25 protein-coding genes are annotated in these 24,150 nt (G+C 67.6%); 12 read left to right on the forward strand and 13 right to left on the reverse strand.

Annotated features, from left to right (window positions below):
* Window positions 1–138 precede the first annotated feature (138 nt).
* From LF41_RS15900 to LF41_RS00700, 3 genes are read left to right on the forward strand one after another with little or no spacing between them, the layout of a single operon-like run.
* Window positions 139–1,602, forward strand: coding sequence for a sensor histidine kinase (locus LF41_RS15900; RefSeq protein WP_052116006.1), 1,464 nt, complete (start codon window positions 139–141; stop codon window positions 1,600–1,602).
* A complete protein-coding gene (locus LF41_RS00695; RefSeq protein WP_036164442.1) occupies window positions 1,599–2,036 on the forward strand; it encodes a response regulator in 438 nt (145 codons plus the stop codon). The genes LF41_RS15900 and LF41_RS00695 overlap by 4 nt, the downstream gene beginning before the upstream one ends.
* A complete protein-coding gene (locus LF41_RS00700) occupies window positions 2,036–4,633 on the forward strand; it encodes an EAL domain-containing protein (protein WP_036164444.1) in 2,598 nt (865 codons plus the stop codon). The genes LF41_RS00695 and LF41_RS00700 overlap by 1 nt, the downstream gene beginning before the upstream one ends.
* A gap of 53 nt (window positions 4,634–4,686) precedes the next feature.
* Here LF41_RS00700 and LF41_RS17250 read toward each other — a convergent pair whose 3' ends face one another.
* From LF41_RS17250 to LF41_RS00750, 10 genes are all read right to left on the reverse strand, one after another.
* The gene (locus LF41_RS17250; protein ID WP_036164446.1) at window positions 4,687–5,373 is read right to left on the reverse strand and encodes a YiaD family glycine zipper/OmpA-like lipoprotein; all 687 of its coding nucleotides are present in this window, start codon (window positions 5,371–5,373) and stop codon (window positions 4,687–4,689) included.
* A gap of 106 nt (window positions 5,374–5,479) precedes the next feature.
* A complete protein-coding gene (locus LF41_RS00710) occupies window positions 5,480–6,928 on the reverse strand; it encodes a WS/DGAT/MGAT family O-acyltransferase (RefSeq protein ID WP_036164448.1) in 1,449 nt (482 codons plus the stop codon).
* Between the two features lie 54 nt (window positions 6,929–6,982).
* Window positions 6,983–7,684, reverse strand: coding sequence for a hypothetical protein (locus LF41_RS00715; RefSeq protein ID WP_036164449.1), 702 nt, complete (start codon window positions 7,682–7,684; stop codon window positions 6,983–6,985).
* 59 nt (window positions 7,685–7,743) lie between these two features.
* Window positions 7,744–8,835 (reverse strand): alanine racemase, encoded by a 1,092-nt coding sequence (alr, locus tag LF41_RS00720; RefSeq protein ID WP_036164451.1) that lies wholly within the window; start codon window positions 8,833–8,835, stop codon window positions 7,744–7,746.
* Between the two features lie 19 nt (window positions 8,836–8,854).
* Window positions 8,855–9,052, reverse strand: coding sequence for a hypothetical protein (locus LF41_RS00725; RefSeq protein ID WP_036164452.1), 198 nt, complete (start codon window positions 9,050–9,052; stop codon window positions 8,855–8,857).
* 41 nt (window positions 9,053–9,093) lie between these two features.
* Complete coding sequence (locus LF41_RS00730) at window positions 9,094–10,503, reverse strand: replicative DNA helicase (RefSeq protein ID WP_036164454.1); 1,410 nt, start codon at window positions 10,501–10,503, stop codon at window positions 9,094–9,096.
* Window positions 10,504–10,681: 178 nt separating this feature from the next.
* Window positions 10,682–11,134 (reverse strand): 50S ribosomal protein L9, encoded by a 453-nt coding sequence (rplI, locus tag LF41_RS00735; protein WP_036164456.1) that lies wholly within the window; start codon window positions 11,132–11,134, stop codon window positions 10,682–10,684.
* A gap of 66 nt (window positions 11,135–11,200) precedes the next feature.
* Window positions 11,201–11,431: a 30S ribosomal protein S18 gene (rpsR, locus tag LF41_RS00740; protein WP_036164458.1), complete on the reverse strand. Its 231-nt coding sequence runs from the start codon at window positions 11,429–11,431 to the stop codon at window positions 11,201–11,203.
* 12 nt (window positions 11,432–11,443) lie between these two features.
* The gene (gene rpsF / locus LF41_RS00745) at window positions 11,444–11,863 is read right to left on the reverse strand and encodes a 30S ribosomal protein S6 (RefSeq protein ID WP_036164460.1); all 420 of its coding nucleotides are present in this window, start codon (window positions 11,861–11,863) and stop codon (window positions 11,444–11,446) included.
* A gap of 155 nt (window positions 11,864–12,018) precedes the next feature.
* Window positions 12,019–12,357, reverse strand: coding sequence for a HesB/IscA family protein (locus LF41_RS00750; protein ID WP_036164461.1), 339 nt, complete (start codon window positions 12,355–12,357; stop codon window positions 12,019–12,021).
* Between the two features lie 109 nt (window positions 12,358–12,466).
* Between LF41_RS00750 and asnS the strand changes: the two genes are divergently transcribed.
* From asnS to LF41_RS00795, 9 genes are read left to right on the forward strand one after another with little or no spacing between them, the layout of a single operon-like run.
* Entirely contained in the window at window positions 12,467–13,867 is a 1,401-nt protein-coding gene (gene asnS, locus LF41_RS00755; protein ID WP_036164462.1) for an asparagine--tRNA ligase, read from the forward strand.
* Between the two features lie 4 nt (window positions 13,868–13,871).
* Window positions 13,872–14,177 carry a hypothetical protein gene (locus LF41_RS00760; RefSeq protein ID WP_036164463.1) on the forward strand — a complete coding sequence of 102 codons (306 nt, stop codon included), beginning with the start codon at window positions 13,872–13,874 and terminating at the stop codon, window positions 14,175–14,177.
* Window positions 14,170–14,484 (forward strand): hypothetical protein, encoded by a 315-nt coding sequence (locus LF41_RS00765; protein ID WP_036164464.1) that lies wholly within the window; start codon window positions 14,170–14,172, stop codon window positions 14,482–14,484. Before LF41_RS00760 ends, LF41_RS00765 begins: the two co-directional genes overlap by 8 nt.
* A 5-nt stretch (window positions 14,485–14,489) precedes the next feature.
* Window positions 14,490–15,134: an FMN-binding negative transcriptional regulator gene (locus LF41_RS00770; protein ID WP_036164465.1), complete on the forward strand. Its 645-nt coding sequence runs from the start codon at window positions 14,490–14,492 to the stop codon at window positions 15,132–15,134.
* Window positions 15,124–15,909 (forward strand): SDR family oxidoreductase, encoded by a 786-nt coding sequence (locus LF41_RS00775; RefSeq protein WP_036164466.1) that lies wholly within the window; start codon window positions 15,124–15,126, stop codon window positions 15,907–15,909. Before LF41_RS00770 ends, LF41_RS00775 begins: the two co-directional genes overlap by 11 nt.
* A gap of 10 nt (window positions 15,910–15,919) precedes the next feature.
* Window positions 15,920–17,341, forward strand: a complete 1,422-nt coding sequence (locus tag LF41_RS00780) for an aldehyde dehydrogenase (protein ID WP_036164468.1) — start codon at window positions 15,920–15,922, stop codon at window positions 17,339–17,341.
* Window positions 17,338–18,003 carry a carbonate dehydratase gene (can, locus tag LF41_RS00785; protein WP_036164470.1) on the forward strand — a complete coding sequence of 222 codons (666 nt, stop codon included), beginning with the start codon at window positions 17,338–17,340 and terminating at the stop codon, window positions 18,001–18,003. Before LF41_RS00780 ends, can begins: the two co-directional genes overlap by 4 nt.
* Window positions 18,000–18,434, forward strand: coding sequence for a RidA family protein (locus LF41_RS00790; RefSeq protein WP_036164472.1), 435 nt, complete (start codon window positions 18,000–18,002; stop codon window positions 18,432–18,434). Before can ends, LF41_RS00790 begins: the two co-directional genes overlap by 4 nt.
* 2 nt (window positions 18,435–18,436) lie before the next feature.
* On the forward strand, window positions 18,437–18,967 hold the full coding sequence (locus LF41_RS00795; RefSeq protein ID WP_036164474.1) for a 3-hydroxyanthranilate 3,4-dioxygenase: 531 nt from the start codon (window positions 18,437–18,439) through the stop codon (window positions 18,965–18,967).
* A gap of 19 nt (window positions 18,968–18,986) precedes the next feature.
* On the opposite strand, the gene LF41_RS00800 is transcribed toward LF41_RS00795, so the two are convergent.
* The 3 genes from LF41_RS00800 to LF41_RS00810 form a co-directional block, all read right to left on the reverse strand.
* On the reverse strand, window positions 18,987–19,832 hold the full coding sequence (locus LF41_RS00800) for a hypothetical protein (protein ID WP_036164476.1): 846 nt from the start codon (window positions 19,830–19,832) through the stop codon (window positions 18,987–18,989).
* Between the two features lie 63 nt (window positions 19,833–19,895).
* Window positions 19,896–20,420, reverse strand: a complete 525-nt coding sequence (locus LF41_RS00805) for a hypothetical protein (protein WP_152599817.1) — start codon at window positions 20,418–20,420, stop codon at window positions 19,896–19,898.
* A 4-nt stretch (window positions 20,421–20,424) separates the two neighbouring features.
* A complete protein-coding gene (locus LF41_RS00810; RefSeq protein ID WP_036164480.1) occupies window positions 20,425–23,928 on the reverse strand; it encodes a cytochrome c peroxidase in 3,504 nt (1,167 codons plus the stop codon).
* Between the last annotated feature and the right edge of the window lie 222 nt (window positions 23,929–24,150).

Below are 24,150 nucleotides of genomic sequence, written 5' to 3' on the forward strand. Positions count from 1 at the left end.
GTTTTTTTAGGCTCGATGCCGATTCCGCATTGTTGACCAACACTCTCCCCGTTGAGCCGCATTCGCTTAACGCGGCTTTCATTGCGTGGGCACCATGGTGCAGTTGAACGCAAACGACTGAATACGGTCCGGGGGAACATGGATCGACTCAACCGCCATGGCAGGCGGCGCACACACCATCACCGCGCGTGGCTGCTCGCGGGCATCGGCATCGGCGTGGCCATCGTCGCACTGCTCGCATTCGAAGCGTGGCGCCAGCATCTGCGGGCCGAGGCCACGCAGGCTTTCGTCGCACAGACGACCGGCGTGCTGCACGACACGCTCGCATTGCAGGCCACGGCCGCGGCGATGGAAGCGCATCATCGTGGTTACCTGCTGACCGGCGATCCCGCGCTGCGCGCGGAACGCGAGTCGGCATGGCGTGAGGCCCTGCGCGAAAGCGACTCGCTGCGGCGCAAGCTCGCCGGCGACCGGGCCCAGATCGCCCGCGTGGACGACGTGCGCGATGCATTGCGGGCGCGGCACGCGCTCATGATCGAGACTTCCCGGCAGGCCGCGCTCGGCGAGGCCGACCTGGTGCGTCGCAGTTTCCAGGTCCGTGGCGCCGACGCCTACGCGCGCGTTCGCGCCGAACTCGGTGCGGTCCGCAGTGCCGCCGCGCAGCGCCGCCAGCAGCGCGTCGCGAGCGCGCAGCGGAGTGCGGAGCGGTTCGTCGACCTGCTCGTGTTCGGAACGGCGGCGGCGCTGGTGCTCGTCCTGGTGATGACGTGGGAACTGGCGCGGCTGTTGCGGCGCAACGACCGCATCCGCGCAGCGCTGGAGGAAGACGTCCGGAAGCGCCGCGCCGTCGAGAACGAAGTGCGCGCGCTCAACGAGAAGCTGACGAGCAACGCCGAGGCACTGGAAAGCAGCAATCGTGAACTCGAAGCCTTCAGCTACACGATCTCGCACGACCTGCGCGCCCCGCTGCGCCACATCGACGGCTACGCGAAGATGCTGCGGGAGGACGCCGGCCCCGCGCTGAGCGACGACATGCGCCGATACGTCGAGGTGATCAGCGACGGCGCACGCCGCATGGGCACGCTCATCGACGACCTGCTCGCGTTCTCGCGCCTCGGGCGCAAGCCGATCGAGCGCACCCACGTCGACATGACCGCCCTCGCCCGCCAGGCCTTGTACGAAGCAGGCGGTGCGAACTCGAACGCACGCGTGCGCATCGATCCGCTGCCGCCCGCCGACGCGGACCCCGCGCTGCTGCGCCAGGCCTGGGTCAACCTGCTGTCCAACGCGCTGAAGTACAGCGCGCCCCGCGGCGCCGACGCACGCGTGGAGATCGAAGGCGAGACCGACGGCGATCGCGTGCGTTACACGGTGCGCGACAACGGCGTCGGCTTCGACATGCGCTACGCCGACAAGCTGTTCGGCGTGTTCCAGCGCCTGCACGCCAACGACGAATTCGAAGGCACCGGCGTCGGCCTGGCGATCGTGCAGCGCATCGTCGCGCGCCACGGCGGGCGCGTCACGGCGAACGCGACGCTCGGCGAAGGCGCGGTCTTCACCATGGAGTTCCCGGCGCACGCGCTGGAAGGAGCGGCCGCGTGAACCTGCGCCAGGTGGAAATCCTGCTGGTCGAAGATTCGAAGGCCGACGCGGAGATGACGCTGCGCACGCTCAGCAAGCACGGGATCGCCAACCACGTCGACTGGGTGCGCGATGGCGTGCAGGCGCTCGAATGGCTGTTCCGCGAGGGCGAATACGCCGGGCGCGACAACGGCGACCCGCGGCTGGTCCTGCTCGACATCAAGATGCCGCGCATGGACGGCCTGCAGGTGCTGGAGCGCATGAAGCGCGACCCGCGCACGCAACGCATCCCCGTCGTGATGATGACCTCCTCGCGCGAGGAGTTCGATCTGCTCGCCAGTTACACGCTCGGCGTCAACAGCTTCATCGTCAAGCCCGTCGACTTCGATGCGTTCGCGAGCACGATCGCGCAAGTCGGCATGTACTGGATGATCGCCAACGAGGTGCCGGATTGATGGACCGACGCACGCAGCCACTGGAAGTGCTGATGGTGGAGGACTCGCCCGCCGACGCCGAGCTGATCCTGCGCGCCATGCGCGATCTCGGCATCCCGATCCGGCACCGGCGCGTCACCAGCGAACATGCGATGCGGATGGCGCTGGCCGAAACGCGGCCCGACATCATCCTCAGCGATTTCTCGATGCCGGGCTTCAGCGGCCAGGAGGCGTTGCAGATCGCGCGCGAAGTCGTGGCCGAAACACCCTTCATCTTCGTCTCCGGCACGATCGGCGAGGAACTCGCCATCGAGGCGGTCAAGCGCGGCGCGGACGACTACGTCCTGAAGGACAACCTGCGCCGCCTGCCGTCGGCGATGGACCGCGCGATCCGCTCGGCGCACGAGCGTGCCGAACGCTTGCGGATCTCCGCGCAGTTGCGCGAAAGCGAGGAGCGCTTCCGCAGCATCGTCGAATCGAGCCTGGACTGGATCTGGGAGATCGACCGGACCGGCCTCATCGTCTACAGCAACGAGGCGGTGCGTGACATCCTGGGGTACACGGCGCGCGAGGTGATCGGGCGCAACATGCTCGACCTGATGTCGCCGATCTCGCGCGCAGCGGCCGAAGCGCTGATCCCGCAGTACCTCGTCGGCTCGGGCCGCTGGCGCCGCCGCAGCATGGCGTTCGTGCACCGCGACGGCAGCGAACGCATGCTGCTCAGCAACGCGCGCTCGATGCACGACGACGGACAGACGGTCCTGGGCTTCCGCGGCACGCACCACGACGACACCGAGCGCATCAAGCAGGACCGCAAGATCCGTACGTTGGTGCGCATCCATTCGGTGCTCAGCGCCTTCGGCACGGAAGTGTTGCGCGCGACCGACCGCAAGCAGGTGCTGGACCGCGCGTGCCATGTCGCGGTCGAACAGGGCGGGTTCCGCGCAGCGTTCATCGTGGAGCGCGGGCAGGACGACATGCTGCGCTTCGTCGCACGCTGCGGGGCGCCCGAGGTGCTCGCGGCGATTCTGCACGCCGATCCGATGTCGTTGCTGGACACCGACGACCCGCGGGCGGCCTATCCCGGCGTGCGCGCGATCCGCGAGGCGCGGACGATCGCCATGCAGGACCTCTCCGACCCCGCGCTCCCCGAACGCCTGCGCGCGACCATGGAGGACGCCGGCGTGTGCTCCGAGGTCGCCCTGCCGCTCGGCACGCCGCCGTGGGGCGCGATGCTGTTGTTCTCGGCCACGAAGCAACGTACCGACGACGAGGAAGCCGAGTTGCTCGGCCGACTGGCCGGCGACATCGCGTACGCCGCGGACTTCATCCAGAAGAGCGAGCGCCTCGAGTATCTGGCTTACCACAACCCCATCACCGGCTTGCCGAATCGCGCCGAGTTCCGCGAACGCCTGCCGGCCATGCTGCAAGTCGTGGGCCCGCTGGCGGTCGCCGTGCTCGACGTGCAGGGCTTCGGGCGCATCAACGAGTCGCGCGGACGCCCCTACGGTGATGCGTTGTTGAAGGAAGTCGGCCAGGCGCTGTCGCGCATCGATGGCGGCGGCCTCGTCGCGCATCCGGAGTCCGACAACTTCACCGTGGCATGGCCGGCCGGCGCCGACGACTTGCATGCAGTGTCCGCACGGCTCGATGCGTTCCTGCACCAGCTGGGACACACGCCCTTCGTCGTCGACGGTGAATCGGTCTACATCACGTTGTCCGCAGGCCTCGCCTTGTCGCCGTTGCACGGCAACGACGGAGAATCCCTGGAGCAAAGCGCACTCGCCGCGCTGGCGGAAGCGAAGAAGCGTCGCGCCCGGGTCCTGCCTTTCACCGAAGACTTGCGCGGCCGTGCGGCGCGACGCCTGGAGCTGGAACGCGACCTGCGCACTGCCATCGAGCGCAACCAGTTCGCGCTCTACTACCAGCCGAAATTCCACACCGGCACGCAACGCTTGCTCGGCGCCGAAGCCTTGCTGCGTTGGGTGCTGCCGGACGGCACGATCATCGGGCCGGTGGAGTTCATCCCGGTGCTCGAGGAAACCGGGCTCATCGTGCAGGTCGGGCGCTGGGTGCTCAAGCGCGCGCTCGCCACCGCGACGCGCTGGCGCGAAAAACATCCGAGCATCCGCATCGCGGTCAATCTCTCCGCGCGCGAATTGCGCAGCGCCGACTTCATCGAAGCCTACGCGGCCATCCTCGGCCCGTACGCGGGCGAGCAGCCCATCGACATCGAAGTGACCGAGAGCCTGTTGATGGACGATGTCGAGCGGAGCACGCACTTGCTCGATCGCCTGCGCGAACTCGGCTGCCGCGTGGCCATCGACGACTTCGGCACGGGTTACTCGTCGCTGAACTATCTCGCGCGCCTGCCGGCCGACGAGATCAAGATCGACCGCAGCTTCGTCGCGCTGCTGACCGAATCACCGGAAACGATGGGCCTGGTCACCAACATCATCACCCTCGCCCACTCGCTGTCCCTGCAGGTCGTGGCCGAAGGCGTGGAAGAGGAAGATCAGGCCAAGCTGCTGCGCCTGCTGCGATGCGACGCGATGCAGGGGTATCTGTTCGGCAGGCCGATGTCGGAAGAGGAGTTCGCGCGGCGGTTCTTCAACTGATGCGAGAAGAGCCGCCATCCGGCGGCCCTCCTGGTCTTCGCGACGGCGAGCGATCAACCGCCCGACTGCTGTTCCACCGGGACGAGCGTGATTTCCACGCGGCGGTTCTGCGCGCGGCCGCTGTCGGTATCGTTACTGGCGATCGGACGCGTTTCGCCGGCGCCGACGACGATCATGCGCTGCTGCAGCACGCCGTGCGAACCGAGGTAGCCGGCGACCGTGTTCGCGCGACGCTCCGAGAGCGCCTGGTTGTACTGGTCGGTGCCGACGCTGTCGGTGTGGCCGGCGATCTCGACGACGGTCTGGTTGTACTGCGTCAGCGTCTGCGACACCTTGTCGAGCACGCCGCCGAATTCCGGCTTCAGCGTCGAGCTGTTGAAGTCGAACGTGATGCCGCTGGGCATGTTGAGCGTGATGTTGTCGCCCTGGCGAACGACATCGACGCCGGTGCCCGCCATGTTGCGGCGCAGTTCGGCTTCCTGCTTGTCCTGGTACGCGCCGACCGCACCGCCGGCGAGTGCACCGACGCCCGCGCCGACGAGCGCATGCTGGCGGCGCTCGACCGCATCGTCGCCCGTGAGCAGGCCGGCGGCCACGCCGATGGCGGCACCGATCAGCGCACCGCGCTGCGTGCGGTTGGGATCGTCCGGTGCATTCGTCTGCCCGGTGTAGGTCGCGCAACCGGATGCGGCGAGCGCGAGACCCGTGGCGACGACACCGGCGATCATGGAAATCTTCATGGAGCTGCTCCTTGCTTGCGGGGGAAGTCCGCTGAATGCGGGTGTCAAGCTAAGCAGGACAGCGTGCGCAACGGGTGAGGAACGCATTCATGCGTTCAAGCACGAGTCAGGCGAGCAACGCTTCGGCCGCCACCGAATCGAGCTCGCGATCCCAGTCGCCCATCAACGCCAGGTACAACAACTTGTCGAATTCCGGACCGAAGCGGCGGATCACCGCATCGGGATCCGGGATGAGTTTCGCATCGGCGATCAGGCCGAAATGCACGCGGCCGTTGTAACTCAGGATCGAAATGCCGACGCCGATCGAACCGGTCTGCGGCACCCAGAACATCATCTCGCGCACCATGCAACCGGCGAGATACAGGGGTTGCTGCGGGCCGGGCACGTTGGTCGCCACCGTGGTCGCCTTGCGACTGAGCAACTCCAGCGCGAGCGATTGCACCGCCGGGGGCGCGATGCCGAGCGCGGCGAGCAGCCCGAAGGCGACGATCGCCTGGCGCGAAGCCTTCAACTGATGCATGCATTCGCCGACGTATTCCAGGCGGCGCATCGGATTGGCTTCGCCCACCGGCAGGTCGAGGAACACCAGTCCGAAGTGGTTGCCGAGTTTCTTCGCGTGTTCCAGCGGGCGCAGGTTGACCGGCACCGTCGCGCGCAGCGTGATGCCGTCGACGTCCGCGCCGCGTTCGAGCATGTAGCTGCGCAACGCGCCGGCGGCCGCAGCCATCAACACGTCGTTGACGGTGAATCCGCTTGCCCGGCCGACGGCCTTGACGTCTTCGAGGTCGAGCGGCTCGGCCCACGCGACGCGCTTGGTCGTGCCGAGGTCGCCGCGCAACAACGACGGCGGATCGTCGGGCAACGCGAGCGCCTGCAACAGTTCGCGCGCGATTTCGCCGCCCTCCTTCGCGAGCAGCGTGCCGAGCGAGGGATCGCGATAGATCGCCATGCCCGAACCGAGCATCTTGCCGCCCAGCTTCATCGCGCGTTGCGCGGCGCCGACGCGGCGTTCGACCGGCACGGCTTCGTCCTTCAACCATGCCTTGCCGAGGTCGCTGCCCTTCACCGCCGTGGGCGAGGTGTCGGTGAGCGAGAGCAGCACCTGCACCAGCGCCATGCCGTCGGCGTAGCTGTGGTGGATGCGGGCGACGAGCGCGCATCCGCCTTCGTAGGCTTCGACGAGGTGGAATTGCCACAACGGACGGCTGGCATCGAGGGGGCTCGATGCGAGCTGGCTGACGTAGCGCTCGAGTGCGCGCTTGCCGCCCTTGCCGGGGAGCGCGGCGAGCTGCACGTGCCAGTCGAGGTCGAAGTTCTCGTCGTCCTGCCAGTACGCGCCGGCCGGCGTGTCGATCGGCTTCTGGCGGAAGCGTGCGTATTCGAGGAACCGCGTCTTGACGACCTGCTTCAGCGCCTTGAGCGACATCGCCTCGGCGAACATGAGGACGCCGGTGATCATCATCGGGTTGGTGCCGCGTTCCATGCGCAGCCACGCGGTGTCGACCCGCGACATGGGTTCGCGCGTTGCGCGCCTGCGGCGGGCCTTCGTGGCCATGCGGCGTTCCTCTCCGGGATTGCCCGGGAGTGAATCACGCCCGGCGCGACAGGGTCAACGCGCGAAGGCGCTCGACGCGGCCGTACGCGGCATCCAAACGCGCGCGAGCAGGAGCGCGGCGAGCACGCCGGCTTCGATGGCCCAGACGGTCCATGGCACGCCGAACCACGCGCCGAGGACCGTGGTGCCGTCGAACCATGCGCCGTAGACCGCGCGGTCGAGGAACGGCACGGGCAGCAGCGGCAGCATCGGCACGAGGAAGGCCGCCGCGAAGACACGACCGCGATTGCGTGGCTTCAACGCGAGCCAGCAGACGATCATCGGCGGCAACGACAAGGCGATGACCGTCGCGGTCGCGATCCACCGCCCCGCATCGGGCGTGAGCAGATCCCACAACACGCCTTCGTCGCCGCCGCCCATCACGGCGGTCAGCAATCGCAGGAACGGTTTGTTCGCGATCACCAGCGCGAAACCCCACCACGGATCCGCGCCGCGCCGCATGTCGCGCACGATGAGCGCCATGCCGATCCACATCAGCACGTAACTCAGCGCGGGGCCGGCGGCCGTCGTCCACGGCCAGCGTTCGCCGCACGCGACGTCGAGCGCGAACAACGACAGGCTCATGCGCCCGGGCACGCCGCACAGCCAGGCGCCGGCGGCGTGGTGCGTGAACTCGTGCGCGAAGGACGCGAGCCACGCCAGCGCGACGAGCGCGACCAGGCTGCGTGCATCGAAGGGGAATCGGTACGTGCCCATGGCAGGCCTCGGGGAACCGGGACCTGCATTCGATACGGGCGGCCGCGCGCCGGTTGCGGTCAGGCCTCGACGAAGCGCACGCGGCGGGTGATCGAGCACACCAGCTCGTAGCCGATGGTGCCCGCGGCCGCGGCGATGGTTTCCACCGGCAGGCCGTCGCCCCACAGGACGACCGGATCGCCGGGCTTTGCGCCGGGATGGTTACGCAGGTCGAGCGTCATCAGGTCCATCGACACGCGGCCGACGATGGGCGCCGGGCGACCATCGAGCAACACATGCGTGCCCGACGGCGCGTGGCGCGGATAGCCGTCGCCGTAACCGATCGCAGCGACGCCGATCGGCATGTCCTCCGGGCAGGTCCACGTCGCCGAGTAGCCGACGCGCTCGCCCTTGCACACGCGGTTCACCGCGATCAGGCGCGTGCCCAGCGTCATTGCAGGACGCAGGTCGAAGTCCGCGCCCGTGGTGCCTTCGACCACGGAGATGCCGTACAGCGCGCCGCCGGGGCGCACCCAGTCGGCATGCGCGTCGGGCCAGCCGAGGACCGCGGCGGAATTGGCGAGCGAACGCGGGCCCGCGAGTCCCGCGGTGGCCTCGTCGAACAGGCGCATCTGCGCTTTCGTCTGCGCGCCGTCGCCGGGGCCGTTCGCGAATTCGTCGGAGCTCGCGAAGTGATTCATCAGCACGACGCCATCGGCGACGGCCGGCATCGCCTGCATGCGTGCGTACGCCTCGCGCACGCACTCGGGCGCGAAGCCCAGGCGATGCATGCCGCTGTCCACCTTCAGCCAGCAGCGGATCGGGTCGCCGTCGGGCGCCTGTTCCAGCATCGTCAGTTGCGTGGCGTGGTGCACGACGGTTTCGACGTTGAGGCGGCGCAACTGCGGCAGGTCGTCGGCCGCGTCGAAGCCGGAGAGCAGGACGATCGGTTGCGACAGGCCCGCGGCGCGCAGGCGTTCGGCATCGCTGAGCGCGGCGACGCCGAAGGCATCGGCGCCCTGCAATGCGCGCGCCACGCGTTCCAGGCCGTGGCCGTAGCCGTCGGCCTTGACCACCGCCATGACGCGGCTGCCGGGCGCGCGCGCGCGCACCTGCGAGAGGTTGTGGCGCAGGGCGTCGGTGTGGATCGTCGCGGAGGTCGGGCGTGCCATGGGCGGGAATTCTACGACGCTACGGACGGCGGACCACCTTGAACAGATCGATGCGCTCGGCGTCGATGTCCGGCTCCTGCAGGCGCAGCAACTGGCGGGCGAGTTGCACGGCCTCGTAGCGGTCGTCGGCGAGGATGTGTTTGCGCAGGCCCGATTCGGGCGCGCCCTCCTCGTCCTGGGGCCCGATGCGGAATTCCACCGTGTACACGTACGCCATCGCCGATCCTCCCGGGGGAAAGAAAATCGTTGCCGCGTGCGCTATTCGAAGCTGCCCACCGAGTCGTGTGACAGGTTGTCGAACCGCGTGTATTCGCCGAAGAACTTCAGCTTGATCGAACCGGTCGGGCCGTTACGCTGCTTGCCGATGATCACTTCGGCCAGGCCCTTGTCCGGCGAGTTTTCCTTGTTGTAGTAGTCGTCGCGGTAGATGAAGACGATCACGTCCGCGTCCTGCTCGATGGCGCCCGATTCGCGCAGGTCCGCCATCACCGGGCGCTTGTCGGTACGCGTTTCCAGCGAGCGGTTGAGCTGCGAGAGCGCGATCACCGGCACGTTGAGTTCCTTCGCCAGGCCCTTGAGCGAGCGCGAGATCTCGGAGATTTCGGTGGCGCGGTTTTCGCTGTTGCCCGGCACGGACATCAGCTGCAGGTAGTCGATGACGATCAGGCCGAGGTCGTGCTCGCGCTTGAGGCGGCGCGCCTTGGCGCGCAACACCTCGGGCGAGAGGCCCGGCGTGTCGTCGATGAAGATCTTGGCTTCGCGCAGCAGGCGGATCGCGCTGGTGACGCGGCTCCAGTCCTCGTCCTCGAGCTGGCCGGTGCGCAGGCGCGTGGCGTTGACGCGGCCGGTGGAGGAAATCAGGCGCAGCGCGAGCTGCGAAGCCGACATTTCCATCGAGAACACCGCGACGGCCTTCTTTGTCTTCATCGCCGCGTACTCGGCCATGTTGAGCGCGAGCGTCGTCTTGCCCATCGCGGGGCGCGCGGCGAGGATCAACAGGTCCGTGGGCTGCAGGCCCGCGGTCATTTCGTCGAATTCGGTGTAACCGGTGGGCAGGCCGGTGACGCTGCCGCCGTTCTCGTAGCGCTTCTGCAGCACGTCGAAGGCTTCGGACAGCGCGGTGTTGACCGCGGTGAAGTCCGTGCGGCCGCGCGCGCCGGCTTCGGCAATGGCGAACACTTCCTGCTCGGCCTTGGCCAGCAGCTCGCCGCTGTCGCGGCCTTCGGGCATGAAACCGTCGTTGACGATGTTGGTGCCGACGTCGATCAGCTGCCGCAGCACCGCCTTGTCGCGCACGATCTCGGCGTAGGCCTTGATGTTGGCGGCCGACGGCGTGGTGCTGGCCAGTTCGATCAGGTAGGCACCGCCGGCTACTTGTTCGGCCAGGCCCATCGACTCGAACCATTCGCCGAGCGTCACCGCGTCGTAGGGCTTGTTGCGTTCGGCGAGTTCGCGGATCGCGCGCCAGATCAACTGGTGGTCGCGGCGATAGAAGTCGGTTTCGACGACCAGGTCGGCGACGCGGTCGTACGCATCGGGCGCGAGCATCAGGCCGCCGAGCACCGCCTGTTCGGCTTCCACCGACTGCGGCGGCACGCGCAACTGCTCGACCTTGTGGTCGTTGCGCGTTGCGAACGCGGCATCCCGCAACCCATTGCGTCCGCTCATCGGTCTTCCGTCTCCCCTGCCCTGACGGGCGATCCTAGTCGCCCTCGGGCGACATGCGTTGCAGACAACTCTGTGGATAACCGGTGCAAATCGAACCGGATGTCCGTCGCACGGGATGAGATGCCAAAAAAAACGGGCGCCCCGAGGGGCGCCCGTTCGTCGTATTGCTTGATCGCGCTTACGCGGCTTCGGCGACGACAATGACCTTGACGGTCGTTTCGACGTCGGCGTGCAGGTGCACGAGGACGTCGTATTCGCCGATGTTGCGCAGCGGGCCTTCGCCCATCACCACTTCGGACTTCTCGACCGGCGTGCCGGCGGCGGTCAGGGCGTCGGCGATGTCGCGCGGGCCGACCGAACCGTACAGCTTGCCTTCCGTCGACGCGTTCGCGGCGATGGTGACCGACGTGCCTTCCAGGCGCGCCTTGCGGCCTTCGGCACCGTCGAGCGAGGCCTTGGCCTTGGCTTCGTATTCGGCGCGCTTGGCTTCGAACTCGGCGACGTTGCCGGCGGTGGCCGGCACGGCCTTGCCCTGCGGGACGAGGAAGTTGCGGCCGTAACCCGGCTTGACCTTGACCTTGTCGCCGAGGTTGCCGAGGTTGGTGACCTTCTGGAGAAGGATCAGATCCATTTCATTTACTCCGATTCGTTAGCGGCGCGCGATGCGCGCCGCAACTGTTGCTGTCCGAATGGACGATTAGGCGTTGTGGTTGTCGGTGTACGGGATCAGCGCGAGGAAACGCGCGCGCTTGACGGCCGACTGCAGCTGGCGCTGGTACTTCGACTTGGTGCCCGTGATGCGGCTCGGGACGATCTTGCCGGTCTCGGTGAGGTACTGGCGGAGCGTGTTGAGATCCTTGTAATCGATCTCCTTGACGCCCTCGGCCGTGAACTTGCAGAACTTGCGGCGGCGGAAGAACTTGGACATGTCGTGTGCTCCTTAGGCGGCTTCGGCGGCGTCGTCGTTGTCGGCGATGCCCACGGCACCGTCGTCATCGCGGCGGCGACGTTCGCCACGCTCGGGCTTGTCGCCCTTCTCGTCCTTGTTCTTCATGATCAGGGACTGCTCGGTGACCGCGTCGTCGCGCTTCATGACGAGGTGGCGGAGCACGGCGTCGTTGAAGCGGAAGGTGTCGACGAGCTCGTTGAGCACGGCCTGGTCGGCTTCGATGTTCAGCAGCACGTAGTGCGCCTTGACCAGGTTTTCGATCGGGTACGCCAGCTGGCGGCGGCCCCAGTCTTCCAGGCGGTGGATCTTGCCGGCGCCGTTTTCGATGAGCGACTTGTAGCGCTCGATCATGGCGGGCACCTGCTCGCTCTGGTCCGGATGGACCAGGAACACGATTTCATAGTGACGCATGGTGGTTCCTTGAGGATGTGGCCCGATTTCGCAGGCCGGACAGCCCCCCGGGGAGTGCAGCGATACAGCCACCCGGTGGAGCAAGAAACCCGCGGGCGTTCCGCGGGGCGCGAAATTATGGGGGAATCAAGGGGTTGAGGCAACCCCGAAGGGCGTCAGGCCACGTCGGCCCGGGTCGTGAAGCTTTCCCCGCAGCCGCATTCGGCCGTCACGTTGGGGTTGCGGAACACGAACTGCTCGTTGAGGCCCTGCTTCACGAAGTCGATCTGCGTGCCGTCGATCAACTCCAGGCTCTCGGCGTCGACGTAGATCCGCACCCCGTCCTGCTCGAACACGGTGTCCCCGGGGCGCTCGTCCTTCGCCATGTCGGCGAGGTACCCCCAGCCCGAACAGCCGGTTTTCTTCACCCCGAAACGCAGGCCCAGCGCGGTGGGCGCGGCTTGCAGGTAACCGCGGACACGGTCGAGGGCGGCGGGCGCGAGGGTGACGGCCATGGGGGACTCCGGTGTGCAGCGCACATTGTAGAGGGGGCGGACCGGCGATGCCGGTGCGGCTACACTTATGTGTTCAGGAAGTGGTTTCGCCCTCTCGGAGATTCAAGGCATGACGGTGGTCAGCGTCGAACACGCGCTCTCGGGCAAGATGCCCGCCGGCGGAGAAGTCACGGTCCGCGGCTGGGTGCGCACCCGGCGCGACGCGACGGCCGCCCTCAGCTTCGTCCACGTCAGCGACGGCAGCTGCTTCGCGCCCATCCAGGTGGTCGCCACCGAGGCCCTCGGCAATTTCGAGAGCGAAGTCCGGCACCTGTCCGCCGGTTGCGCCGTCATCGCCCGCGGCACGCTCGTGCCCTCGCAGGGCAAGGGCCAGTCGTATGAAATCCAGGCCACGCACCTGGAAGTGGTCGGCTGGGTCGAAGACCCGGAAACCTATCCCATCCAGCCCAAGCCGCATTCGCTGGAATTCCTGCGCGAGGTCTCGCACCTGCGACCGCGCACCAACCTGTTCGGCGCGGTGACGCGCATCCGCCACTGCCTGGCGCAGGCGGTGCATCGCTTCTTCCACGAGCACGGCTTCTACTGGGTCAACACGCCGATCGTCACCACGTCCGATGCCGAAGGCGCGGGCCAGATGTTCCGCGTCTCCACGCTCGACATGGCAAACCTGCCGCGCGACGCCGCCGGCGCCGTGGATTTCTCGCGCGACTTCTTCGGCAAGGAAACCTTCCTCACCGTTTCGGGCCAGCTCAACGTCGAAGCGTTCTGCCTGGCGCTGAGCAAGGTGTACACCTTCGGCCCGACCTTCCGCGCGGAGAACAGCAACACCACGCGCCACCTGGCCGAGTTCTGGATGATCGAACCGGAAATCGCGTTCGCCGACCTCGACATCGACGCACGCCTGGCCGAGGACTTCCTCAAGTATCTGTTCCGCGCGGTGCTGACCGAACGCGCCGACGACATGGCGTTCATCGCCGAGCGCGTGGAAAAGTCCGCGATCACGCGCCTGGAAACCTTCGTCAACGCGCCGTTCGAACGCATCGAGTACACCGACGCGATCAAGCTGCTGCAGGCCTCCAAGGTGAAGTTCGACTTCCCGGTCGAATGGGGCCTGGACCTGCAGACCGAACACGAGCGCTGGCTCACGGAACAACACGTCGGCCGCCCGGTCGTGGTGATGAATTACCCCGAGCACATCAAGTCGTTCTACATGCGCCTCAACGACGACGGCAAGACGGTTGCGGCGATGGACGTGCTCGCGCCGGGCATCGGCGAGATCATCGGCGGTTCGCAGCGCGAGGAACGCCTGGACGTGCTCGACGCGCGCATCGCGCAGTTCGGCCTGGATCCCGCGCATTACCAGTGGTATCGCGATTTCCGCCGCTACGGCACCGTGCCGCACGCGGGCTTCGGGCTCGGGTTCGAACGCCTGGTCGTGTACGTCTGCGGCCTGTCGAACATCCGCGACGCGATCCCGTATCCGCGCACGCCGGGCCACGCGGAGTTCTGAGCATTTGATCCTCTTCTTCGCCCTGCTCTTCCTCGCGCTGGCCATCGCCGGCGCCACGGCGTTCGTGATCTTCTGGCCGCTCGCGCTGGTGCACATCCGCGACAAGCATCCGGAGATCACGGCCGTGCTCGGGCATGGCGCATTCCTCAAACCGTCGGCGCTCGCGTGGTTGCTGCGCGGCGATTACCAGTCGGCGCGCGACAGCGGCCTGAGCGGGCTCGCCACGCCGGCGCGCGTGTCGCTGCTGGTGATCATCGCGGGCCTGGCGTTCGCCGGCATGTTGTGGCTCTGGGCGCAGGCGTATGGCTGATCACGAAGACGGCAACACGAATTGGTGGCTCGCGACGCTGGGCCGCACCATCGTCTGGGCGCGCATGCGCGTGCGCGAGGCGGGCACGGCCGAAGTGTTCGACAGCGACGGCAACACCCTCGCCTACGACAGCGAGGACAGCGCGCGCGCCGCGCTGATGGACGCGGAGTTCGTCGAGTACGACGGCCTGGACCGCGAAGACGCCATCGACCGCGGCTTCGACCTCGACGAAGTCGCACCGCCGCGCGCCGACACCGACGAAGCCCTGCGCGCCCGCATGGTCGTGCAACTCCCGCCGCGCCACTGAGGCCCATGTACACGCCGCGCGCCTTCGCATCGAACGACCCCGCCGCGCTCGACGCGTTGCTCGCCGCCGATCCGTTCGTCACGCTGGTCACCGTCGTCGATGGCGCGCCCGTCGTCAGCCATCTCCCGGTCCTGATCGAACGCGACGGCGGCCGACTCGCGCTTCGTGGCCACTGGGCGAAGCCGAACCCGCAGTCCTCGCACACCGGCCCGGCGCTGGCGATCGTGCACGGCCCGCATGCGTACGTCTCGCCGTCCTGGTACACGGACAAGGTCGAAGAAACGCGCGTGCCGACGTGGAATTACGTCGTCGCGCACCTGCACGGCACGCTCGAACGGCTGACCGGCACCGACGATCTCGCCTCCATCGTCGCCGACCTGAGCGCGCGCTTCGAAACGCAGGTGGGCGAGCAGTGGCGCTATGTCGACGACGACGCGCATCGTTCGCAGTTGCGCGGCATCGTCGGCTTCCGGCTGCATGTCGACCGCATCGACACGAAAGTGAAGCTCAGCCAGAACCACCCCGACGCCAATCGCGAAGCCGTCATCGGCAAGCTCGGCGCCCAGGACACCGACGACGCACGCAGCGTCGCCCAATGGATGCGCGAAGCGCTCGCCGCGTCGCGCGCCGGAGACCGACATGGATCTTGATCTCACCGGCAAGCACGCGCTCGTGTGCGGCGCCTCGGAAGGCATCGGCCGCGCCGCCGCGCGCGAACTCGCGCTGCTCGGCGCCGATGTCACGCTGCTCGCGCGGCGCGCCGACGTGCTCGAAACGCTCGCCGACGAGCTGCCCCGCAGCGATGGCCAGCAACACGCCTGGATTTCCGCCGACGTGCTCGACACCGATCGCCTTCGCGCGCAAGCGCAGGCCCTTGCTGCCGGAAAGCCCGTGCACATCCTCGTGAACAACACCGGCGGCCCGCCGGGCGGTCCGGTCAACGCCGCCGAAAGCGACGCATTCGAGCGCGCGTTCCGCCAGCACCTGCTCGCCAACCAGGCGCTCGCGCAGGCCGTGTTGCCCGGCATGCGCGCCGCGCGGTTCGGCCGCATCGTCAATGTCATTTCGACTTCGGTGAAAGAACCGATCGCGGGCCTGGGCGTGTCGAACACCATCCGCGGCGCGGTGGCCAGCTGGGCGAAGACGCTGGCGACCGAAGTCGGCGGCGACGGCATCACCGTCAACAACGTGCTGCCCGGTTACACGCGCACGCAACGGCTCGACCAGATCCTCGGCGACCGCGCAAAGGCCACCGGCCAACCGGAAGACGCCATCGCGAAGGGCATGCTTGCCACGGTACCCGCGGGGCGTTTCGCCGATGCATCCGAACTCGGCGCGGTGATCGCGTTCCTGTGTTCCCCCGCGGCGGGGTACATCAACGGCGTGAACCTGCCAGTCGACGGCGGGCGCACGAAGTCGCTGTAAGCTGATCGCCATGCGCCTTACGCACTGGATCGACGGGCAAGCACGCGAGGCGGCCAGTGGCCGCTGGATCGACGTGTTCGACCCCGCCACCGCGCAACCCTACGGCCAGGTCGCCGCCGGCGATGCGCGCGACGTCGATGCCGCCCTCGCCGCCGCCGAACGTGCATTCCCCGCATGGTCGCGCCTGCCGAACAGCGAACGCGCTCGTTGGATGGAACGCCTGGCCGATGCGGTCGAAGCGCGCCTGGATGACTTCGCGCACGCCGAATCGCGCGACGGCGGCAAGCCCCTGCGTCTCGCACGCGAAATCGAAATCCCGCGCGCGATCAGCAACCTGCGCTTCTTCGCGCACGCCGCGACGCAATTCTCCAGCGAGTCGCACCACGGCCAGGCCGGGCTGAATTACACATTGCGGCAACCGCTCGGCATCGTCGGCACGATCTCGCCGTGGAATCTGCCGCTGTATCTGTTCACCTGGAAGATCGCGCCCGCGCTCGCGGCCGGCAACACGGTGGTTGCCAAACCCTCGGAAGTCACGCCGCACACGGCGACGATGCTCGCGCAGCTCGCGGCGGAGATCGGATTCCCGAAAGGCGTACTCAACATCGTGCACGGGCTCGGGCCCGACGTCGGCGAGCCGCTCGTGCTCGATCCGCGCACGAAGGCGATCTCCTTCACCGGCAGCACCGCGGTCGGCAAGCGCATCGCCACCCTCGCCGCGCCGTTGCTGAAGAAAGTCTCGCTCGAGCTCGGTGGCAAGAATCCGACGCTCGTCTTCGCCGACAGCGACTGGGAATCGCAACTCGACGTGATCGTGCGTTCGGCCTTCCAGAACAGCGGCCAGATCTGCCTGTGCGGCTCGCGCATCCTCGTCGAGCGGCGCATCTACGCCGAATTCCGCGATGCCTTCGTCGAGCGCGCGCTTGCCCTGCGCGTCGGCGACCCGATGGATCCGGACGTCGACCTCGGCCCGCTGGTGTCGCAGGCGCACTTCGACAAGGTGATGGCCGCCATCGGCCGCGCGAAAGTCGAAGGCGGCCAGCTGCGCTGCGGCGGCAATGCGTTGAAGCGCCCGGGCTGGTTCATCGCGCCGACGGTCATCGACGGCCTCGGGCCGGATTGCGCGACCAACACCGACGAGATATTCGGGCCTGTCGCCACGCTGCAACACTTCGAGAACGACGACGAAGCGGTGGATCGCGCGAACTGCGGCGATTACGGCCTGTCGGCGTCGGTGTGGACCCGCGATCTCAATCGCGCGCATCGCGTCGCCGCGCGACTGCGCGTGGGCATGGTGTGGATCAATACCTGGCTGATGCGCGACCTGCGCACGCCGTTCGGCGGCATGGGCCAATCGGGCCTGGGCCGCGAGGGAGGACTGGAAGCGATGCGTTTCTTCACCGACCCGCGGAACGTGGGGATTGCCCTGTGACCCGCAAACTCGACGACTTGCTGCGCAACAACCGGGAATGGGCCGAACAGGTCCGTCGCGACGACCCGACCTTCTTCAAGCGCCTGTCCGCGCAGCAATCGCCGAAGTACCTGTGGATCGGGTGCTCGGATTCGCGCGTGCCTGCCAACCAGATCATGCGGCTCGATCCGGGCGAGGTATTCGTCCACCGCAACATCGCCAATGTCGTCGTGCATGCGGACCTCAACTGCCTGTCTGTCATCCAGTTCGCCGTGGACATGCTGAAGGTCGAGCACATCCTGGTCACGGGCCACTACGGCTGCGGCGGCGTGCAGGCCGCCATGACCGGCGCGCGCATCGGGCTCGCCGACAACTGGCTGCGCCACGTCGGCGACGTGGCCAACAAGCATGCGGCGCTGCTGGAGGAAGTGGATCTCGATTCGCTGCGCCACGCGCGCCTGTGCGAACTCAATGTCATCGAGCAGGTCGTCAACGTGTGCCAGACCACCATCGTGCAGGATGCATGGGCGCGCGGGCAGGCGCTGAGCGTGCACGGCTGGTGCTATTCGCTGCTCGACGGGCGCGTCAACGACCTCGGGCTCGGCGTGGCCACGCCCGACGAACTGCAACCGGCATACGACGCGGCCATCGCGCGTATCCGTACCTCGAAGGCACGCGCATGAGCGACGTGATCCAGGCTGCCAGCGCTCCGAAGCCCGTGGGCGTGTATCCGCACGCGCGGCGCGTGGGCGATCTGTTGTTCCTTTCCGGCATCGGCCCGCGCGATCCGGCGACCAACGAAATCGCCGGCAACGAGTATTTCGCCGACGGCCGCCTGCGCAAGTACGACATCGAAGCGCAGGCGCGCGCGGTGTTCGCCAACGTGCGGGCGGTGCTCACCGAGAGCGGCGCCCGTTGGGAAGACCTCGTCGACGTCACGGTGTACCTCACCGACATGGCGCGCGACTTCAAGGCCTACAACGCCATCTGGGCCGAGCACTTCGCCGATCCGGCGAGCGCGCCTTGCCGCACCACGCTGGGCATCACCGCGTTGCCCACGCCGATCGCGATCGAACTCAAGTGCGTCGCCGCGTTGCGGCGCGCGGAGGACTGACCATGCTCCCCGCCCCGCTCGACTTGCAGGCCTGGATCGAGGAACACCGCCATCTGTTGAAGCCGCCGGTGGGCAACAAGGTGGTGTTCGACGGCGATTTCATCGTCATGGTCGTCGGCGGCCCGAACCAGCGCACCGACTATCACTGGGACGAAGGCGCCGAGTGGTTCTACCAGCTCGAAGGCGAAATGATCCTGCGGATCCAGGAAGACGGCGCGGTGCGCGACATCCCGATCCGCGCGGGCCAGACCTTCCTGCTGCCGCCGCGCGTGCCGCATTCGCCGCAGCGCATGCCCGATTCGGTGGGCCTCGTCATCGAACGCAAGCGCCTGCCGCATGAAGAAGACGGCCTGCTGTGGTTCTGCGAGCAGTGCAACGCAAAGTTGTACGAGGAGTTCTTCAAGCTGGTGAACATCGAGCTGGATTTCCCGCCCGTGTTCGACCGGTTCTATTCCTCGCGCGAACACCGCACATGCAAACAGTGCGGGCATCTGAATCCGGCGCCCTCGAAATACGTGATGCCCGATACCTGATCGTCAACGGGCATGGCGCTCACTCAGCGCAGATATCGCGCCACATCGCGTAAGCCACGCCGAACATCCAGATGTAGGCGCCGAGCGCGAAGAAGATGTACAGCGGCACCAGCAACACCCCCGCGAGCCAAGCGCCGACGAACTTCGCGACCAGGCCGAGCACCATCGCCAGGAGCAGGAAGACGATCACCAGCACGACGGTGAGCAAGGCTGCGCCGATCACGAACACGAGGATCGCGGGGAGGTTCTTCACCATGCCCGTGAACGCGTCGACGAACGCACCGAGCACCGGGCGCCGCCCGTTCGCGACCTGCCCGTAACCGATCGCCCATACCGAAGCGACCACCACCCCGATGACGCTGGCGACACCGAAAGCGCGCCAGAAGCCCGGCGGCGTCGTCTCCATCCGCATCGGTTGACCCTGCGACAGCGACTCGATGTACACCGTGCGCATCTCATCGCCTGCGGCCAGCACGACCAGCGCGATGCCGACGATGTAAACCAGCCACATCATGAGCGCGAACCCGATCACCGGCTTCCACGCACCGTTGCGATACGGCGCGAAGATCTCGCGCGCCTTCGCGCCGCGGCCGGTCTCGATGGCATGGATGACCTGCAGGAAACCCGCGAACACCGGCGAGAGCGCAAGCCCGACCAGCAGCGATACCCCGAACGCGATCCCCGTGGCCACCGTGCTGTTGCGGAAGAAGTACTGCAAGGCGAAGGTGACCAGGCTCGGCACGAGCCCGATGAGCAGCACCATCGCCGCCGCGAGCACCAGCGTGCCCGGGCTGCGTCCGCCGAGGTTGATGGCGTCGCGCAGCCACCGGATGCCGGCGAGCGGCGACGTCGTTCGTGTTGCCATGTGCGTGGAAGCCCGAGTCCCCAAGTCCGGCGATTGGGCCATGCCGTTGCGGTCGCACGCAAGCTACTGGACGAAGGCGACCTCCATCGCATCGTCCGTCCGCGTCGCGCGTACCTTCAGGACCTTGCGCTGCCCACCCGCGGACGCCGTGAGTTGCGCCTCGCCCGGTTCGCGCACGACGAGGGTGACCTGCCCCGCCGCGTCGTGGCTGATGGCGATCATGTTCGGATCGCTCGTCGACCAATCGCCGCTGAGGTCGGTGCGCGTGCCATCGTCGCCGACCTGCTGCAATTTCGCCTGCGCGGTGTACTCCCTGCCCGCCTGCGCGAAAGCGAATTTCGGCGGCGAGACCCACCGCTCGCCCAGGTAATGGCCGCGCGTGATGTCGGTGGGCAGCTTGAAGGCGACGACCATGCGTTGTTGCGGTTGCGCCGGCGTTTCGAATGCGGCGTCGGAGACTTTCGCAGGCGCGACGGGCGCGGGCGCGACGGACACGGGCGCCACGCGCGGATGCCGCCACGCCGTGGCGATGGCGAACGCCGCCGCGATCAACACGACCCCGAGGACCACTCGACCGGCAGTGCGCATCGCGCTACTGGTCGAAGTGGTCGTTGTTGACGCCGTTCGTCAACGTGCGTTGCACGTTGAGATACGACGGCAGGCGATTCGCGTGGCCGGCCGCACCGGTCGGCGCGAGGCGGCGATAGCAGATCGCCGTGCCGCACGAACTCGCCGCATTGGCCTGCGCCGCGATGCGCGCGCGGCCGCCGGTGTTGTCCGGCGCACGGCCATCGTTCGGGATGAACAGCTCGGGCCGGTCGAACGGCGCCTGCTCCCGCGCAACGCGCTCGTCGGTCAGCGAGAGCAGGAACGAGGTCAGCGCGATGCGTTCGTTCGTGCTCAGCACGATCGGCTGCTCATGGTCGAGGTCCACGATGTTGGCGTCCTTTTCCGCGCCGTTGGTGACCGGGAAGTCGCCGGCGTGCGCGTAGAAGTTGATCACCTGGCGCAGCGTGACCTTGCCGCCGTTGCGGAAGTACGGGCCGGTGAGTTCGACGTTGCGCAGCGACGGCACCTTGCTGCCGCCCATCCCGCCGACGCGATTGACGTTGGGGAACGTGCCCGCGAGCGCGCCCTGCGCGGCGTTGGTCTGCTGGTTGAGGCGCGCGCGCGAATTGAACGGGCCGCGCACGTCGAGGTAGCCGTCCTGGATCGGCACGGTGGTCACCGTGTTGAGCCCGATGTCGACTTCATCGACCACCGGATGCGCCTTTCCGAGCATGAAGGGCGGCATCCACGGCGCGAGCGTCGACGGCAGGCGCGGCGTGATGATGCGGCCGCTGAAGCCCGGATTGATGTTCTGGTCCTGGGCGGTGCGCGCGAACAAGCCACCGGTGGTGCAACGCGGCGAGCACGACGCCTCTGCGTTCGGGTCGAACGTCGGCAAGCGCGTCCCCGGCACCATCGTCGGTCCGCCCAGGTTCTTCAGCTGCAACGCGATCAGCGACAGCGGCCAGCCCCACGGATCCAGGCCGCCGCGCATCGCGTCTTCGTCCGTGGGCCGCACGCCGATGTTGTACATGCCCGTGTCGAAGAACGAAGCGCCCTGCGGCCGCGATTGCCCGTTCGCATCCAGGCCGAAGCGCGGGTTGATGAAGTCGCGGCGGATCGCATTGACCGCGTTGCCGTTGACCAGCGATTCGAGCAGGAAGCCCGTCGCCAGGCGCGGCATCCCCATCGGCTTGCGCGCCAGCTTGGTGCCCGGCGTGGAGAATTCGCGCACGAAGTCCATCGGCATCAGCCGATTGGTGTTCATCCAGCTGTTGTTGCTCATCAGGCCGCCGCCGTGGCAACCGCCACAACGCGCGTTCTGCAGGGTCGGATTGCGCGTGCTGAGGTTGGTGCCGAAGAACAGGTCCATGCCGCGCAGGCGGTCGTCTTCCGGTTCGACCGGCGTGGCGCGGTTGAAGCCTTCGACCTGCGTGACGCACGGTTGGCGATTGCCGGTGGCGTTGCAGGAGGAAATCGCCTGCGTGAACGCAACGAAGGCCTGCGGGTTGCGGTCGAGGAAGCGGTCGAACGGCGAATCGTCGGACACCAGGATGTCGGTGTACGCCTGCATCGCGAGCCCCGCGAACAGCGAGAAGTTCGCTTCCATCTGCGTGAACTGGTTGCGGTCGGCCGGTGCGGCCGCGCCGCCGGCGATGGCGAGCACGAAGCCATCGAACGGATCGCATCCTGCCGGCGTCACCACGCCGTTGAGCGCACTCGTGCAAGGACGCGCCGTTCCGTTGAGATGCTGCGCGGTGTTCTGCCAGAGCCCCGGGAAGAACGCCTGCTGGATCATCTCGCGATACGACACGCACAGGCCCGGGCGTCCCGCCGCCGTCGTGCGGCCGAGCGCGACGCAACGTGAACCGCCCTGGTTCGACCACGGGCCCATGCCGCTGTCGCTCACCGCGACGAGCTGGTTGGCCAACGGCACGACATCGGGCGAGGCGGCCGTATTGTTGCCCTGCAACAGCTTCTTGCCGATCTTCTGCCAGTTGCGGCCACGGAACGACATTTCGAAATCCGACAGCGCCGGGCCGACGATCTGCGAGGCGACGCTCGAGAATCGGATCAGTTGCCGCGTGGGCTGCAACGCGCCGCCCGAGTCGACGTACACGTGCGACTGCGGGTCGGCCGCACCGAACACGCTGCCGCCGTTGAAGTCGTGGCTCGCGCGTCCGTCCCAGAAGTTGTCGTAGTAGAACGACGAATTGATCATCGTCGGCGTATTGCGCGGTTCCACGCGCCGCAAGTTGCGGAAGAGCGGGATCTCGTCGGTCAGGGTCACGCCGACTTCGGGCAGCAACGCGCGCACGCCGTTGGCGGCCGGCGCAAAGGAACCGGTGCCCGGCACCTGGATGTCCGTGAAGCGGCGCAGGCGCACGCCCATCGAACCGATGACATCGTTTGTGTCGCGCGTGTTGTTGTTCGGATTGATCAGCGGCTCGCCCGGCTGGCCCTTGTTGGTCAGGCGGTGCGTCGGCCAGTCGATGCCTTCGAGCGCGCGGTTGACGTCCTGGTCGGAGGCGACTTCGTCGGTGTCGAGGTGGCGGTTGCGGAAGATTTCCAGCTGCGTGTCACCGGCGAGATGGCCGGGGTTGATCGAGTTGCGCACGCGGTCGTCGGTGCCGGCGTTGAAATGGCACGAACCGCACGCCTGCACGCCGTCGCTGCCCAACTGCATGTCCCAGAACAGCGCCTTGCCCAGCGCGATCGCCATGGCCGGGTCGCGCACGTAGTCGCTCGGGATCGACGGTTGCAGCGCCTGCGCGCGCCCCGCGAGCGCCGCGGCGGAATTGACGAGGTAGTTCTGCGCGATGCTCGGCTTGCGCAAGCGCGCGACGAAGCCGCGCGGTTGCCCGCCGGCGGTGCGCGTCGGATCGAACAGGCGCCCGGTCTGGTTCGCGCACACCGGGCGCGTTTCGGTGTAGCCGACCAACGCTTCGGTGCCGCATACGGCCGCAGACGAATAACCCGCGGGTTCGCCGGGGTCGCCGCCGTCGTTCACCAGCGGGCTGTTGAAGTCCACCACGGGCGTCGCGCCGTTCGGCAAACGCGCCGCACCGGCCGACACCGGGCCACGATTGGCGAACGCGCCAACGCCGGGGAACGCCGGATCGAGCATGCGCATCTGCTCGCCGGTGATCGGGTTGTAGGTGAGCGGATGCACCACCAGGCGCGGCAGCAACGCGTCGTTGCACGGCGGCAGGCCGGTGGACGGATCGTAGGTGCAACCGGCGGGCAGGAACGAACGGCGGCGCTGGATCGTCGAGCACCGCGCGCCGTAACCCTGCGCGTTGCCGGGCAGTGCGTTGCCGGTCGGGTCGTTGGGGCACACGCCGATCGCGTTGGCGTTATCGAGCATGCGCTCGATCTCCGTCCACACCGGCACTTGCTTGAGCGATTGCGGCGGCATGCTCGGGCGGAATGCGAAATCCGCGGTGATGCCGCCATCGGGTGTGGTGAGCGTGTCGCCTGCCGCCGCGAGCAATGCACCCGCGCCGCACATCAGGAAGAACGCCACCACGTTGCGGTACTGCTTCATGTCCCTGCCCCTCCGCCATTCATCGTCGCAAGCGACTGTCCGGCGACTTTGCGCATCCTGTGCGCCTGCCCGTGAGCCTGGCGTGCTAACGCACCGTGACGCGCGTGTGTTCGTCGGATTCAAACGCCGCCCGTCGGGCATGCCGGTCAGCGCGCGTTGCGCGCGCAGGGAACATTTTTCCGATCAGTCACCTGAATGCGCGACAGACGCGGTCGGGCGTGG

This window comes from Lysobacter dokdonensis DS-58, assembly GCF_000770795.1.
Lineage (GTDB): Bacteria > Pseudomonadota > Gammaproteobacteria > Xanthomonadales > Xanthomonadaceae > Noviluteimonas > Noviluteimonas dokdonensis.